The organism is Streptomyces sp. CoH27, assembly GCF_020181035.1.
Classification (GTDB): domain Bacteria; phylum Actinomycetota; class Actinomycetes; order Streptomycetales; family Streptomycetaceae; genus Streptomyces; species Streptomyces camelliae.
Genome location: NZ_JAIQYY010000020.1, coordinates 192,260 through 207,335 on the forward strand (window position 1 = coordinate 192,260; position 15,076 = coordinate 207,335).

A 15,076-nucleotide genomic window follows, 5' to 3' on the forward strand; every position below is an offset into this window, starting at 1 on the left:
CACCGCACTGACAGTAGGTGCCCGTCGGGGTCAAGTCGGTCCGGGCGGCAGCCGAGGGCGAGACAGCGAGTTGTGCACAGCCCCCGCTTCAAAGCGATTGCCGAGCTCTCTCTAGTTGGGAGTAGTAGTAGGGCCTGTGGATACCGTGGATAACCACGTTTGCCCAGCTCAGCGCAGGAATTTTGTCCACTGGGCCTGTGGGTGGAGCCGGTGGACAACTGGGCTGGTCTGTGGAGAACAGAAAGTTCTGCACACCTCGCCCACAGCAGGAGGGCAGTTCTCCCCAGCTGTGTCCCCAGGTTTACCCACGTTTCCCACACCCCAACCCGGCACCTTCGTGTGACGCCTTTCACTCGACGCGGTGATCGGGTGCGTCGGGTTGCCGAACAGTGGACAGCCATGTGGAGAAGCCGGGGATCACTGGGGACAACCGCCGCCGACCTGTGGGTCGTCGGTGGAAAACTCCATGCACAGCCTGTGGATCTTCCCTCCGTCCACAGCCTGTGGAGATCCTTCGTCCACGATTCCACAGGCACCTGAGCTGGGCGAATCCCCCATGAACAGGTTCCCTGTGGACACCGTTCGGGACAACTTCACAGTCCCCAGCATGTGGACGGAAGAAAGTCACCGAATCTGTGGAGAGTGGCCGTAACCAGGCAGGAATTCGAACAGCTGGTGGCAGGTGAGTGACCGGTGCAGCTGCGGGCAGTCGTGCCGCTGGGGCCGGCGTGCCAGTGGGGCTGGCATGCCAGAGGGCGCCCCCGGGATGCGGATCCCGAAGGCGCCCTCAGCGTCGGCGTGGGCCCGGCGCAGCCGCCGTCACGCGTTCTTGATGCGGTTCGTCAGCTCGGTGACCTGGTTGTAGATCGACCGCCGCTCGGCCATCAGCGCACGGATCTTGCGGTCGGCGTGCATGACGGTCGTATGGTCCCGCCCCCCGAACTGCGCCCCGATCTTCGGCAGCGACAGATCCGTCAGCTCCCGGCACAGATACATGGCGATCTGCCGCGCGGTGACCAGCGCGCGCCCGCGCGAGGTGCCGCACAGGTCGTCCACGGTCAGGCCGAAGTAGTCCGCGGTCGCCGCCATGATCGCCGTGGCCGTGATCTCCGGGGCGGAGTCCTCGCCGCCCGGGATCAGGTCCTTCAGGACGATCTCGGTCAGGCCCAGGTCCACCGGCTGCCGGTTGAGCGAGGCGAACGCCGTCACCCGGATCAGTGCGCCCTCCAGCTCGCGGATGTTCCGCGAGATCCGCGAGGCGATGAACTCCAGCACCTCCGGCGGGGCGTTGAGCTGCTCCTGCACCGCCTTCTTGCGCAGGATCGCGATGCGCGTCTCCAGCTCCGGCGGCTGGACGTCGGTGATCAGACCCCACTCGAAACGGTTCCGCAGCCGGTCCTCCAGCGTGACCAGCTGCTTGGGCGGCCGGTCGGAGGACAGCACGATCTGCTTGTTGGCGTTGTGGAGCGTGTTGAAGGTGTGGAAGAACTCCTCCTGCGTCGACTCCTTGTCCGCGAGGAACTGGATGTCGTCGACGAGCAGGATGTCCATCTCGCGGTAGCGCTTGCGGAAGCTGTCGCCCTTGCCGTCGCGGATGGAGTTGATGAATTCGTTGGTGAACTCCTCCGAGCTCACGTACCGCACGCGCGTGCCGGGGTAGAGGCTGCGCGCGTAGTGCCCGATCGCGTGCAGCAGATGCGTCTTGCCGAGCCCCGACTCCCCATAGATGAACAGGGGGTTGTATGCCTTCGCCGGCGCCTCGGCGACGGCCACCGCGGCCGCGTGCGCGAACCGGTTGGAGGCGCCGATGACGAACGTGTCGAAGAGGTACTTCGGGTTCAGCCGTGCCGTCGGCTCACCCGTCCCGCCCGCCGGCGCCGGCTGCGCGGCCGGCGCACCGGGCGCGGACACGTCCGGCCGGCCGGGACCACCGCGGTGCGCCGGGCCGCCGCCCGCGGGCTGCTCGGGCAGCTCCCGGCGGACGGGGTCGCGCTGGTCGTACTCGGTCCGGGACGGGTCGTACCCGGAACGGCCGGAGTCGTAGTCCCCGCGGGGGCCCTCGTAGTCGCCGCGCTGCTGCTCGTACGACGGCCGGTCCATACCCTGCGCGCGGTAGTCCTGGGACGGCGAGCCGTAGGAGTCGGGTCTGGGGCCGTAGGCGTCCTGGGACGACGGCGAGGCGTACGGGTCGCGCTCGGGGAAGCCGAGCCGCGGCTGCTGCCAGCTGTACTCGTCCTGCGCGGGCCGCGGCCAGGCGCCCGGCTCGCGGCGCTGGTACTCGGAAGGGTAGGCCGGGCGGACGACGGGGAGCTGGTCCGCGCGGGACTGCGGCCCGTCGGCCGGCGGCTGTTCGGCGCCGCGGTGACGGCCGTACCCCTCGTACGACCGGTCTTCGTACGGCCGCTCCTCGTACGAGCGTTCCTCGTACGACGGGCCGGACGGCAGTTCGGGCTCCTCGTAGCGCGGCTTGGGCGGCTGCTGCACCGGCGCGGGGGCCGGCGGCTCGCCCGCGGAGTCGTCCACGGTGATCGCGATGCGGATGGGCCGCCCGCACTCGCGGCTCAGCGTCTCACTGACGATCGGCGCGAGACGGCCCTCCAGTACGTTCTTCGCAAATTCGTTCGGCACGGCGAGCAGAGCGGTGTCCGCGACCAGCGCGAGCGGCTGGCAGCGCCGGATCCAGTGCTCGTCCTTCGTCTCGACACCCTGTCCGCGGCCCTCGCCGAGGAGCTGCTCCAGTACTCGCGGCCACACTGCGGCAAGATCGGCAGGTACGTCAGCCACAGGGCACGCTCTCTCACAGGTCCCACGAACGTGTGACGCGGGACGGGTCGGGGGGTACTTCGGGTGTTCGGAACGAATGGGAGTTCAGCCACGGTAGTCAGCGCGGCGGGTACGGTTCAAGTTGTTGTCCCCAGCCTGTGGATAGTGTCTCTCCGTGACCCTCGGTTTGACCGGATGGCGCAGCCCCGCGTACCGTAACCAGGTCGAGTTGTCGATGGCTGCTGCCGCCTGCCTCCGATGGGCACAGATCACTCCAGGTGATCGGGAAGCGGTGCACTCGGGCGTGACGCGAGCTACTCGTGGGCGCACGGTGACAGCCAGGACGGCACCCGCCACCACCGATTTGATTTCTGGAGCCCCCGAGTGAGCAAGCGCACCTTCCAGCCGAACAACCGTCGTCGCGCGAAGACCCACGGCTTCCGGCTGCGTATGCGCACCCGTGCCGGCCGCGCGATTCTCGCGTCCCGCCGTAGCAAGGGTCGCGCCCGCCTGTCCGCCTGATCCCGGTCAGGTCATGACATCGTGCTGCCCACCGAGAACCGGCTGAGGCGGCGCGAGGACTTCGCGACCGCGGTACGGCGAGGACGCCGGGCAGGCCGCCCGACTCTCGTCGTCCACCTTCGTAGCGGTGCCACGGACCCGCACGCGCCTGGGGAGAGCGCTCCCCCGACGCGTGCGGGTTTCGTCGTGAGCAAGGCTGTGGGTGGTGCGGTCGTGCGCAACACAGTGAAGCGCAGACTGCGTCATCTGATGCGTGACCGAGTCGCCCTTTTTCCCCCCGGTAGCCTGGTAGTCGTACGAGCGCTGCCCGGATCGGGCGACGCAGACCATGCACAGCTGGCCCGAGACCTGGATGCCGCCCTTGAGCGGCTGCTGGGAGGGGGCGCGCGATGAAGTACCCGCTGCTGGCTCTGATCAAGCTGTACCAGTGGACGATCAGTCCATTGCTGGGGCCGGTGTGCAAGTACTACCCGTCGTGCTCCCACTACGGCTACACGGCCATCGACCGGCACGGTGCGATCAAGGGAACGGCACTCACCGCCTGGCGCATCCTCCGGTGCAATCCGTGGTCGCTGGGCGGTGTGGACCATGTTCCGCCGCGCAAGCGTCCACGGTGGCACGAAATGCTGCGCAGCGCTTGGAGCGCACGCAAGGGCGGGCCCTCCGCCGCCGAACCGGCCACCGAAGCGAGGCCCGGAAGTTCTTCTTCCGAGCTTCCTCCGAGCCCGGCCGCAGAGACCTCGTCCCATGCCCAAGGAGCATGATTAGTGGACACGATTGCCAGCCTCTTCAGCTTCATCACAACACCCGTTTCATGGGTCATCGTCCAGTTCCACAAGATGTACGGCGCGATCTTCGGCGCCGACACCGGGTGGGCCTGGGGCCTGTCCATCGTGTCCCTGGTGATCCTGATCCGCATCTGCCTGATCCCGCTCTTCGTGAAGCAGATCAAGTCGACGCGCGCGATGCAGACGCTCCAGCCGGAGATGAAGAAGATCCAGGAGCGCTACAAGAACGACAAGCAGCGCCAGTCCGAAGAGATGATGAAGCTGTACAAGGAGACGGGCACCAACCCGCTCTCCTCGTGCCTTCCCATCCTGGCGCAGTCCCCGTTCTTCTTCGCCCTGTACCACGTGCTGAACGGCATCGCGACGGGCAAGACGATCGGCGTCATCAACGAGCCGCTGCTCGCCAGCGCCCGTAAGGCGCACATCTTCGGCGCCCCGCTCGCCGCGAAGTTCATGGACAGCTCGGACAAGGTCGCGGCGCTGGGCGCCACGCTGACCGACGTCCGGGTCGTGACGGCGATCATGATCATCCTGATGTCGTTCTCGCAGTTCTACACGCAGCGCCAGCTGATGACGAAGAACGTCGACACCACGGTGAAGACGCCGTTCATGCAGCAGCAGAAGATGCTGATGTACGTCTTCCCGGTGATGTTCGCCGTCTTCGGTATCAACTTCCCGGTCGGTGTCCTCGTCTACTGGCTGACGACGAACGTGTGGACCATGGGTCAGCAGATGTACGTCATCCGCAACAACCCGACCCCGGGTTCCAAGGCCCAGGCCGCCTACCTGGAGCGCCTGACCAAGCACGTCACGCACGCCGGCAAGGTCAGCCGCCGCAGCGAGAAGACCATCGTCAAGGCGATCGTCGCCAAGGGCCGCGACCGCAACGAGTTCGAGCGCAAGTTCATCAACTCGCTGAACAAGGCCGGTCTGGCCGCCCAGGCCGACGGAAACGTGGTCAAGAGCACGGCCCAGGCCGCGGCGCAGACCGAGGACGGCACCGCCGTCACCGCGACCGGCACCGCGACCGCCGCCAAGCGCCAGCAGCCCAAGCGCCAGTCCAAGTCCCAGCGCCAGTCCGGCGGGGCCAAGCCGGCCGGTGAGTCCACCGCGCCGGAGTCGTCCGACGAGCCGCAGGACGCCAAGCCCTCCGCTGCCCAGCAGCCCTCGAAGCCCGGCTCCGGCACCCGTAGCAGGGCCCAGTCCGGCCAGCGCAAGGGTGGCCCGCAGCGGCCCAAGTCCCCGTCCAAGAAGTAAGAAGGAGCCCATCCCGTGACGGAAGGCACCACCTCCGCCGCTGCCGAGGGTGCAGACACCCTCACCCGCCTGGAGCAGGAGGGTGAGATCGCGGCGGACTACCTGGAGGGTCTGCTCGACATCGCCGACCTCGACGGCGACATCGACATGGACGTCGAGGCCGACCGCGCCTCCGTGTCGATCATCAGCGACACCGGTAGCCGCGACCTGCAGAAGCTGGTCGGCCGGGACGGCGAGGTGCTGGAGGCACTGCAGGAGCTGACGCGCCTGGCCGTGCACCGGGAGACCGGCGACCGCAGTCGGCTCATGCTGGACGTCGCGGGATACCGGGCCAAGAAGCGGTCCGAGCTGTCCGAGCTGGGCGCCAAGGCCGCCGCCGAGGTGAAGAGCACCGGCGAGGCCGTCAAGCTCAAGCCGATGACCCCGTTCGAGCGCAAGGTCGTGCACGACGCGGTCAAGGCCGCGGGACTGCGCAGCGAGTCCGAGGGCGAGGAGCCGCAGCGGTTCGTCGTCGTGCTGCCCGCCTGATCGGTCCCCACGTTTCACCGGCCCCGTCTGCCCGCAGGCGGGGCCGAACTTTGTCAGCCTGGTAGTGGTGGTGGCCGGCGCGTGAAGTGCCGGCGCTGTACGGAAGGACGGTCCCCGTGACGGAGGCAGCGGAGCTTCCCCCCGCGCCCGAAGAGGCGCGGGAAGTATTTGGTGATCGCTTCGCCGATGCGGTCCGCTACGCGGAGCTGCTCGCTGAGGCGGGCGTGCAGCGCGGTCTGATCGGCCCGCGCGAAGTGCCCCGCCTGTGGGAGCGGCACATCCTCAACTGCGCGGTGCTCTCGGAGGCTGTTCCCGAGGGCGTGACGGTCTGTGACGTCGGCTCGGGTGCCGGACTGCCGGGCATTCCGCTGGCCCTGGTCCGAGAGGACTTGAACATCACCCTGCTGGAGCCCCTGCTGCGGCGTACCAACTTCCTCACCGAGGTCGTCGAGCTCCTCGGCCTGGACCATGTCACGGTCGTGCGAGGCCGCGCCGAGGAGGTCCTGGGCACGCTGCCGCCGGTCCATGTGGTGACCGCACGGGCCGTGGCCCCGCTGGACCGTCTGGCCGCCTGGGGCATTCCGCTGCTGCGGCCCTACGGCGAGATGCTCGCCCTCAAGGGAGACACCGCGGAGGAGGAACTGAAGGCCGCGGCCACGGCTCTCAGTAAGCTCGGCGCGGTGGAGACGTCCATCCTGCAGGTGGGCGAGGGCATCGTGGAGCCGCTGTCGACGGTGGTCCGGGTCGAGGTGGGCGAGAGCCCGGGTGGTGTGCGGTTCGCGGCGAAGCGGGCGAAGGCGGCGCGGACGGGCCGGACGCGCCGGCGTCGCTGATCCGTCCTGACGAGCAGACGTACTCCACACAAGCTGCCAAACGTACGCAGGACGGAGTGTCGCAGAGGTCCGGTCGCAGTGGCTGTGCATCGTGTTTCACGTGAAACGTCGCTCACTGCTGCACGGCATTATCAGTCGTGGCCGCGCTGCGGCCGAACCTCGCGACCGCAAGCCCCTGGGTTCTCTGGGAGAGGATCCCGCCTCCCGGGGCACTCCGTCCCTCTCCCGGGGCACGGAGTTGTCCACAGAGGTGGATTTCTCCACAGAAGACCAGACCTCACTGGTTCACGACCCCGAAGACATGGGAGGCTCTGTTCATTGCGAGCCTGAAGTCGAGGAGAGTGAATCCTTGCGGTCCGACGCCAACATCGCGGGACCGATGACCGATCCGGTCCCCGGTCCCCGTACCGAGTCGATGGGGGCGGATGTTTCACGTGAAACACCGCCTCCGATGGACGACACTCCGATCGGTCGTGCGGCCCAACTGGCGGTAGAGGCTCTGGGCCGCGCCGGCGAAGGTCTGCCGCGACCGGAGCAGACGCGAGTCATCGTGGTTGCCAACCAGAAGGGCGGCGTGGGCAAGACGACGACGACCGTCAACCTTGCCGCTTCGCTGGCCCTGCACGGCGGGCGCGTCCTGGTGATCGACCTCGACCCCCAGGGCAACGCGTCCACCGCCCTCGGGATCGACCACCACGCCGAAGTCCCTTCCATCTACGACGTGTTGGTGGAGAGCAAGCCGCTCGCCGAGGTCGTCCAGCCCGTCCAGGACGTCGAAGGTCTCTTCTGCGCTCCCGCCACCATCGATCTCGCCGGTGCGGAGATCGAGTTGGTGTCGCTCGTGGCCCGGGAGAGCCGGCTTCAGCGGGCGATCCAGGCGTATGAGCAGCCGCTGGACTACATCCTCATCGACTGCCCTCCCTCCCTCGGCCTGCTGACCGTCAATGCATTGGTGGCGGGCCAGGAGGTCCTCATCCCGATCCAGTGCGAGTACTACGCGCTGGAGGGCCTGGGCCAGCTCCTGCGCAATGTCGACCTGGTGCGGGGGCACCTCAACCCCACGCTGCATGTGTCGACCATCCTGCTCACCATGTACGACGGCCGGACGCGTCTCGCCTCCCAGGTCGCGGAAGAGGTGCGCACCCACTTCGGCGACGAGGTGCTGCGGACGAGCATTCCCCGCTCGGTCCGCATTTCCGAGGCGCCGAGTTACGGGCAGACGGTGCTGACCTACGATCCTGGATCGAGCGGTGCCCTCTCCTATCTTGAGGCGGCCCGAGAAATCGCGCTGAAGGGCATCGGCATCAGCTACGACGCGAGCCAGGCCCATATCGGCGCCCAGAACGACCCGAGCATGGTGGAGGGGATCCAGTGAGCGAGCGACGGAGGGGGCTGGGACGTGGTCTCGGCGCACTGATCCCCGCTGCCCCGACCGAGAAGAATCCGGCCCCGGCCGCGCTGGGGGGCGGAGCCTCCGCCTCCCCGGCGGCCGTCCCGGTACTGACGACCGACCGCGGAGTGGCCGCGGCGAAGGTGGCCACGCTGCCGCCTATCACGCAGGAAGCCGTTGAGGAGCCCCCGGCCGCCCCGGCCGTGGAGACGTCGGCTCCTCCGATGGGCGCGCACTTCGCCGAGATCCCCCTCGACGCTATCTCGCCCAACCCCCGTCAGCCGCGTGATGTCTTCGACGAGGACGCGCTGCAGGAACTGGTCATCTCCATCAAGGAGGTCGGTCTCCTCCAGCCCGTCGTCGTACGGCAGCTGGGGCCCGCCCGCTATGAGCTGATCATGGGCGAGCGTCGTTGGCGGGCCTGCCGTGAGGCCGGCCTGGAGGCCATCCCGGCGATCGTCCGGGCCACGGAGGACGAGAAACTCCTCCTGGACGCGCTGCTGGAGAACCTGCACCGTGCGCAGCTGAACCCACTGGAAGAGGCGGCCGCCTACGACCAGCTGCTGAAGGACTTCAACTGCACGCACGACCAGCTGGCCGACCGGATCGGGCGTTCCCGTCCTCAGGTCTCCAACACGCTGCGGCTGCTGAAGCTCTCGCCTACGGTCCAGAAGCGGGTCGCCGCCGGGGTCCTCTCTGCCGGTCATGCCCGGGCGCTGCTGTCGGTGACGGATCCCGAGGAGCAGGACCGGCTGGCGCACCGCATCGTGGCCGAGGGGCTGTCGGTGCGTGCCGTCGAGGAGATCGTGACCCTCATGGGGTCGCGGCCCCAGACGCCCCAGCGCTCCAAAGGCCCGCGTGCCGGCTCCCGGCTCTCCCCGGCGCTGAACGAACTGGCGACCCGTCTGTCGGACCGGTTCGAGACCCGGGTGAAGGTCGACCTCGGCCAGAAGAAGGGCAAGATCACCGTCGAGTTCGCCTCCGTCGACGACCTGCAGCGCATCCTGAGCACCCTCGCGCCGGGCGAGGGTCCGGTGCTCCAGCACGAGTTCCAGGACAGCGCGGCGGAGGACCAGGACGACTGATCCCGTCCGATCCTCTCGGGCGTACAGGACGCGGGCCGTGTCCGGTGTGTACCGGAACACGGCCCGCTCTTTGCTTTGAGTCTGTATCGAGTGAATCGCTTCGTGGATACGATGCGAAAAGGTATGGCGCATCCACCGGACAGCAGCTGCATCTGCGAGTGGGGAGACGGGAGCCATGCGATTGATGAGCCGTACCGGACTGGTGAGCGCGGGTCTGAGCCTCGGAGCGGTCGGCGGATTCGTCGGCAGCCTGCTCAGGGAACGGAGCGCTCTGACAGCCGCGCGCGATGCGGCGAGCGAAGGAAGCGAGGAACAGCCTTCATGGGGCGTCGGCTCGTGCCGCTCACGCTGGACAACCTTCAGGACCTCCCCCCACGCTGTCGCTCGTGTGTCTTCTGGGAGCTCGACCCCGTCCGAGGAGAAGCAGCGGTAAAGGCGGGCACCTCCGCGCTGGAGAAGGAAGCCTGGATCTCCGCGGTCCTGCTGGACTGGGGGTCGTGCGGCCGGGTGGTCTACGTCGATGACGTGCCGGTGGGGTACGTGCTCTACGCCCCTCCCGCCTATGTCCCGCGCTCGACGGCCTTTCCCACCAGCCCGGTCTCGCCGGACGCCGTTCAGCTGATGACGACCTTCGTCATGCCCAGCCATCAGGGGCAGGGACTGGGCCGGGTGCTGGTGCAGACGGTCGCCAAGGATCTGCTGCGCCGCGGGTTCAAGGCGATCGAGGCCTTCGGCGACGCCCGCTGGAAGGAGCCCGCCTGCCTGCTGCCGGCGGACCATCTGCTGGCCGTGGGATTCAAGACGGTACGGCAGCATCCGACGCACCCCCGGCTGCGGCTGGAGCTGCGCTCGACGCTCTCCTGGAAGGAAGACGTGGAGATGGCACTCGACCGGCTGCTGGGAGCGGTCCAGAAGGAACCGGCACTGAGGCCGCTGTAGCCGTCAGCGGTGCGACATAAGCGAATGGGCCAACCCCTGGAGGTTGGCCCATTCGTGTTTCACGTGAAACGTCACTCGGCGATGAAGTCCTCAAGGTCACGGACGATCGCGGCCTTGGGCTTGGCGCCGACGATGGTCTTGGCGACCTCACCACCCTGGTAGACGTTCAGGGTGGGGATGGACATGACGCCGTACTTCGCGGCCGTGTCCGGGTTCTCGTCGATGTTGAGCTTGACGATCTCGATCTTGTCGCCGTACTCCTGGGCGATGGCTTCCAGAGACGGGGCGATCTGGCGGCACGGACCGCACCAGGCGGCCCAGAAGTCCACCAGGACGGGCTTGTCGCTCTTGAGGACGTCCTCGTCGAAGGAGGCGTCGGTTACTGCCTTGAGGGCCACAGCGGGCTCCTTACCTTGATCGTAGGGTGGGGCGAGGAAGAGAAGGTCAGACAGCGGCGGTCTTCTCGGGCTCCGCCTGGTCCTCGTCCGCGAGGGCGGACAGGAAGCGCTCGGCGTCCAGGGCGGCGGAGCAGCCGGTGCCGGACGCGGTGATCGCCTGACGGTAGGTGTGGTCGACCACGTCACCGGCGGCGAAGACACCGGTGAGGTTGGTGCGGGTGGACGGCGAGGCCACCTTCAGGTAGCCCTCCTCGTCCAGGTCCAGCTGGCCCTTGAACAGCTCGGTGCGCGGGTCATGGCCAATCGCGATGAACAGACCCGTCACGGGCAGCTCGGACAGCTCGCCGGTCTTGACGTTGCGCAGCTTCAGACCGGAGAGCTTCTGCTCGCCCTGGATCTCGGCGACCTCGCTGTCCCAGACGAACTTGATCTTCGGGTCGTTGAAGGCACGCTCCTGCATCGCCTTGGAGGCGCGCAGCGTGTCCCGGCGGTGGACGATCGTCACGGACTTGGCGAAGCGCGAGAGGAAGGTGGCCTCCTCCATCGCGGTGTCGCCGCCGCCGATCACGGCGATGTCGTGGTCCTTGAAGAAGAACCCGTCACAGGTGGCGCACCAGGAGACACCGCGGCCGGAGAGGGTGTCCTCGTTCGGCAGACCGAGCTTGCGGTGCTGGGAGCCGGTGGTGACGATGACGGCCTTCGCCTTGTGCACCGTGCCCGCGGTGTCGGTGACGGTCTTGATCTCACCGGTCAGATCGACGGACACGACGTCGTCGGGGATGAGCTCGGCGCCGAAGCGCTCGGCCTGCGCCCGCATGTTGTCCATGAGCTCGGGACCCATGATGCCGTCACGGAAGCCCGGGAAGTTCTCCACTTCGGTGGTGTTCATCAGCGCGCCACCGGCGGTGACGGCACCCTCGAACACCAGGGGCTTCAGCGACGCGCGCGCGGTGTAGAGCGCCGCCGTGTAGCCTGCGGGCCCGGAGCCGATGATGATCACGTTACGGACGTCGCTCACGGCTTGATTCCTCGTCTCTGGTCTGCGTCAGTCGACCGGTGGGAGTGCCTTTCGGAACTCTCACCCCACCCAACGGATCCTACGGGGCGCGCATTCCCGGTGTGTCCGGGCACACGCATACCGGGTAGGGGTGATGGACAGACCGCTCCGGCGGACTCAGCGCCGGGCGAAAGAGTGCTTCAGGAGCACAGTCCCGGCCGTGCCGGACTGTTGCCGAATGCAGGCCGCGTCGACGACGTAGGCCGTGACGCGTGTGCTGTCGTCGGGGTCCGGCAGGACGACCAGGTAAGCGCTCTTCCCGCCGTAGTTGCCTGCCTTCGCCGCCAGGGCCTGATCGCTCCGGGGGATCGCCAGCCGGACACAGTCGGGAACGGCGATCTCCGTCTGAAGCAGGGTGTTCGCGCTCTCGGTGCCCATCGGGGTGCTCCGGTCGCTGGTGATCCCGGACCGCGGGTGCTGACTGTTGTAGCCAGGCTGCGATGCCTTCTTCGCAGCGAGCAGATCGTGTACCTGATGTTGGATGCTGGCGCCGGAGAACGCGCTGATGGACGGGCTCGGCGTGCTGTGAGCCGTAGTGGTGGAGCTGCCGCCGGTGAGCGACTGGATCACCAGAGAGCCGGCTCCCAGGACGGCGGCGGTGAGCACCGTTCCCAGGACGACGTTCCTGCGGTGCCGACCGCGTCCGTTCTTCTTCCGGCCGGGTCCGGTCGTCGCCTGCGGGCGGCCGGCGGGTCGATCGGTGGGATGGTCGGCGGGGCGATCGGCGGGGGGCGATGTTTCACGTGAAACGTGCCCCTCGGCGGCGAGGGCGGCATCGATACGGGCGGCCACGTCGGCCGGCATGGGTTCCGCTTCCGGCGCGGAGCCCAGCAGCCCGCGGATCTCCTCCAGGGCGGCACGGACGTCCGCACACGGCTCGCACGTCTCCAGGTGGCGGCGTATGTCTGTGCTGCGGTCCGGGGGGAGAAGGCCTTCGGTGAGGTCGGAGATCTCCTCGACGTCCGGGTGCCCGGCCGTGCCGGTCGTGGAAGTCACGCTCGCCCACCTCCGCCCTTCATTACGGCTGAATCGCTCGGTCCCGTGTCCGTGGGGCTCTGCTGCGGAGTCCCCGTTGCCGGTGGGACGGCTGCCCCCTCCACCCGGTTCCGTCCCGGCCCAGGTTCCTTTTCGCCTGCACCCACGCCCCCGCTGCCTTCGGGCCGTAGATGGGTGAGCAGCGGCAGGAGTCTCGCTCTGCCCCGGGCGCACCGGCTCTTCACCGTCCCCGTGGGCACATCGAGGATCCGGGCGGCCTCGGCCACGGGATACCCCTGCATGTCCACCAGGACCAGAGCGGCCCGCTGCTCCTGTGGCAGTGTGCCGAGTGCCTTGAGCAGCTGGCGGTGCACATCGTTGCGCTCGGCCGGTGCCGAGGCCGACTCGTGCGGCTCCAGCAGCTGCTCCAGCCGCTCCGTGTCGTCGACCGGCGAGGTCTTCCGAGAGGCCACCTTGCGGGCCCGGTCCAGGCAGGCATTCACCGTGATCCGGTGCAGCCACGTCGTGACCGCCGACTGCCCACGGAAGGTGTGGGCGGCCCGGTACGCCGACACCAGGGCGTCCTGAACCGCGTCCGCGGCCTCTTCACGGTCGCCCAGCGTCCGCAGAGCGACCGCCCAGAGCCGGTCCCGATGCCGCCGCACTATCTCGCCGAAGGCGTCGGGGTCGCCCTCCACGTGGCGGGTGAGCAGCTCCTTGTCGCTCACCCCGTCGTATCCGGCGCCCTCCGCCATCTGCCCCTCCGCTCGGGTGAGACGTCAGCCCGCGAACTGCACTTCGCCGATGGCCTGCTTGTAGCCGGCCCCGGCGTACGAGGACGCGTCCGCACCCGAGTACGGCACAGCGGTCAGCCACACGAGGACATACTGAGCCTTCGCCGGCTTGCTGACCTTCACCGTGGCGGTGGTGCCGGTGGTCGTGGTTTTGCCGATCTGGTGCATCGAGTCCAGGGACGCCGGTGCCAGCGAGTCGGCCGCGTACAGCTCGACCGTTGTGTGGTCGCCGGGGTAGCGAAGGCTGATGGTGGCCGTGCTGAGGGTTTTGGCCGAGCCCAGGTCGTAGACGATGCCGACACCCGGCTTGTAGGGCGCGATCGCGGGACCTTCGTTGAAGGTCTTGGTACGCCAGTACGTCGAGGCGTTCCCGTCGTACGTCTTGGCCACATCGCCGGGGTGCTGGGGGTCTCCCTTGGCGACGAACTCCTGGCTGCCCTTGATGCTGATGGGCGTCGGCTTCGGCTTGGCGGCCCCCTTGTCCCCGTCGTCGGTCTGCTGGCTCTTGTTGGTGTCGTCGGACTTGCCGCCCTGGTCCATCAGGGCGTCTGCCAACTGCCAGCTGCCCAGGCCGAGGGCGGCGATGAGGAGGGCCGACACGGCCCACTTCAGGGCCTTGCCGGTGCGGCTCTGCAGCGGAGGCGGCGGGGGTGCGATCGGCTGGGTGACACCGGGGTGCGGCGCCGGGCGGCCGTACGTGCCCTGCTGGTAGGACGTGCGCTGGTAGTCCGGCGGGGACGTGAACGCCGGCTCCGGCGGGCGGATGCGGGGCATCTCGCCGATCGCCTTCACCAGCTCCTCCGGCGTGGTGCACGGAGCCTCGTGCCGGGACGCGGTGGCCCCGTCGTTGGCGAGCGCGCGCATGGACAGTTCGGACAGGCCCCGGTGGACACCGGCGCGCACCTGGTCCGGCGCGATGAGGCCGACGCCCTTGGGCAGGCCGGACAGGCCGTACGCGTCGCTCTCGTACGGCCAGCGCTGGGTCAGCGCCGCGTACAGCAGGGCTCCGATCGCCTCGGTGTCCGTGCGCTGCGGGGTGTCGGAGCTGATGCCGCGCAGCGCGGCGTTCACGGCGAGGCCGCGGATGCGCCACTGGCCGGTCGAGGTGCGCAGTACAGCGTTGGGGTTCAGCCGCAGATGGGCGAGGCCCTCGCGGTGCGCGGCGGCCATGGCGGAGGCGATCTGACTGACCATCTGGTAGGCGTCGTGCGGCTCCAGCGGGGTGGCCGCGAGCAGCGCGGTCAGCTCAGTGGCGTCGGGCAGCCATTCGTGCACGACGTAGACGAGATCGTTCTCCTCGACGGCGTCCAGGACCTGGACGAAGCGCGGGTCGCCGAGCAGGGCGGAGGAGCGGGCCGCAGCCAGGACGGAACGGGCCCGTGTGTGGTCCGCGGGCAGGATGTGGACACCGACGGCACGACGGAGTTTCTCGTCGACCGCACGCCAACTGCTGAATCCGTCCAGACGGGTGACGCACTCCTCCAGTCGGTAGCGTCTGGCGAGCTTGTGACCGCTGTGCAGTTCGGGGGACGACGTCTTCTCTCCAGGACCGTCGATTGAGCTGCTCCCCTGCGCCTTGTCGCTGCCCTTGTCCCGCTCCGGGTTCATGGCCACCCCGTCGGCCGTGGACTGGTCCGCCTTGGCGGTCAGCGGCTGCTCACCGCTGTTGTCTGCCACGTCGACGGCAGCCGTGCTCCGTTCCGCCACCGTCGTCCCTGCCTCCCCATCCGTTGCACGCTGTCCGACG

Annotated in this window: 15 protein-coding genes; 9 read left to right on the top strand and 6 right to left on the bottom strand. The window is 68.4% G+C overall.

Features of this window, described 5'->3' with window-relative positions; genetic code table 11:
• Positions 1-819 precede the first annotated feature (819 nt).
• On the bottom strand, positions 820-2,784 hold the full coding sequence (gene dnaA, locus LE548_RS31295; protein WP_225100361.1) for a chromosomal replication initiator protein DnaA: 1,965 nt from the start codon (positions 2,782-2,784) through the stop codon (positions 820-822).
• 363 nt (positions 2,785-3,147) lie between these two features.
• Here dnaA and rpmH point away from each other — a divergent pair, with 363 nt between their 5' ends.
• The 9 genes from rpmH (at position 3,148) to LE548_RS31340 (ending at position 10,105) form a co-directional block, all read left to right on the top strand.
• The gene (rpmH, locus tag LE548_RS31300; protein ID WP_003956500.1) at positions 3,148-3,285 is read left to right on the top strand and encodes a 50S ribosomal protein L34; all 138 of its coding nucleotides are present in this window, start codon (positions 3,148-3,150) and stop codon (positions 3,283-3,285) included.
• 21 nt (positions 3,286-3,306) lie between these two features.
• A complete protein-coding gene (rnpA, locus tag LE548_RS31305) occupies positions 3,307-3,678 on the top strand; it encodes a ribonuclease P protein component (protein WP_225100362.1) in 372 nt (123 codons plus the stop codon).
• Positions 3,675-4,049 carry a membrane protein insertion efficiency factor YidD gene (gene yidD, locus LE548_RS31310; RefSeq protein WP_225100364.1) on the top strand — a complete coding sequence of 125 codons (375 nt, stop codon included), beginning with the start codon at positions 3,675-3,677 and terminating at the stop codon, positions 4,047-4,049. Before rnpA ends, yidD begins: the two co-directional genes overlap by 4 nt.
• A gap of 3 nt (positions 4,050-4,052) precedes the next feature.
• Positions 4,053-5,330 (top strand): membrane protein insertase YidC, encoded by a 1,278-nt coding sequence (gene yidC / locus LE548_RS31315; protein ID WP_225100365.1) that lies wholly within the window; start codon positions 4,053-4,055, stop codon positions 5,328-5,330.
• 15 nt (positions 5,331-5,345) lie between these two features.
• On the top strand, positions 5,346-5,858 hold the full coding sequence (locus tag LE548_RS31320; RefSeq protein WP_225100367.1) for a R3H domain-containing nucleic acid-binding protein: 513 nt from the start codon (positions 5,346-5,348) through the stop codon (positions 5,856-5,858).
• 116 nt (positions 5,859-5,974) lie between these two features.
• Entirely contained in the window at positions 5,975-6,691 is a 717-nt protein-coding gene (gene rsmG / locus LE548_RS31325; RefSeq protein ID WP_225100368.1) for a 16S rRNA (guanine(527)-N(7))-methyltransferase RsmG, read from the top strand.
• Positions 6,692-6,992: 301 nt separating this feature from the next.
• Complete coding sequence (locus LE548_RS31330; protein ID WP_270086482.1) at positions 6,993-8,066, top strand: ParA family protein; 1,074 nt, start codon at positions 6,993-6,995, stop codon at positions 8,064-8,066.
• Positions 8,063-9,166: a ParB/RepB/Spo0J family partition protein gene (locus LE548_RS31335; protein WP_225100369.1), complete on the top strand. Its 1,104-nt coding sequence runs from the start codon at positions 8,063-8,065 to the stop codon at positions 9,164-9,166. The genes LE548_RS31330 and LE548_RS31335 overlap by 4 nt, the downstream gene beginning before the upstream one ends.
• A gap of 321 nt (positions 9,167-9,487) precedes the next feature.
• Positions 9,488-10,105, top strand: a complete 618-nt coding sequence (locus LE548_RS31340) for a GNAT family N-acetyltransferase (RefSeq protein WP_225100370.1) — start codon at positions 9,488-9,490, stop codon at positions 10,103-10,105.
• 71 nt (positions 10,106-10,176) lie between these two features.
• On the opposite strand, the gene trxA is transcribed toward LE548_RS31340, so the two are convergent.
• The 5 genes from trxA to LE548_RS31365 form a co-directional block, all read right to left on the bottom strand.
• Positions 10,177-10,557, bottom strand: a complete 381-nt coding sequence (gene trxA / locus LE548_RS31345; protein ID WP_374116195.1) for a thioredoxin — start codon at positions 10,555-10,557, stop codon at positions 10,177-10,179.
• Entirely contained in the window at positions 10,550-11,521 is a 972-nt protein-coding gene (gene trxB / locus LE548_RS31350) for a thioredoxin-disulfide reductase (protein ID WP_225100373.1), read from the bottom strand. The genes trxA and trxB overlap by 8 nt, the downstream gene beginning before the upstream one ends.
• Positions 11,522-11,677: 156 nt before the next feature.
• Complete coding sequence (locus tag LE548_RS31355) at positions 11,678-12,556, bottom strand: anti-sigma factor (protein WP_225100374.1); 879 nt, start codon at positions 12,554-12,556, stop codon at positions 11,678-11,680.
• Positions 12,553-13,290: an RNA polymerase sigma factor SigM gene (gene sigM / locus LE548_RS31360; RefSeq protein ID WP_225100375.1), complete on the bottom strand. Its 738-nt coding sequence runs from the start codon at positions 13,288-13,290 to the stop codon at positions 12,553-12,555. The genes LE548_RS31355 and sigM overlap by 4 nt, the downstream gene beginning before the upstream one ends.
• 24 nt (positions 13,291-13,314) lie before the next feature.
• Positions 13,315-15,036: a protein kinase family protein gene (locus LE548_RS31365; protein WP_225100376.1), complete on the bottom strand. Its 1,722-nt coding sequence runs from the start codon at positions 15,034-15,036 to the stop codon at positions 13,315-13,317.
• Positions 15,037-15,076 lie beyond the last annotated feature (40 nt).

What these genes read in the sequence shown, in the direction of transcription:
- LE548_RS31340 (WP_225100370.1), top strand. Translation starts at nt 9,488, where the DNA reads ATGGGGCGTCGGCTCGTGCCGCTCACGCTGGACAACCTTCAGGACCTC.
- sigM (WP_225100375.1), bottom strand. Translation starts at nt 13,290, where the DNA reads ATGGCGGAGGGCGCCGGATACGACGGGGTGAGCGACAAGGAGCTGCTC.
- LE548_RS31330 (WP_270086482.1), top strand. Translation starts at nt 6,993, where the DNA reads ATGGGAGGCTCTGTTCATTGCGAGCCTGAAGTCGAGGAGAGTGAATCC.
- yidD (WP_225100364.1), top strand. Translation starts at nt 3,675, where the DNA reads ATGAAGTACCCGCTGCTGGCTCTGATCAAGCTGTACCAGTGGACGATC.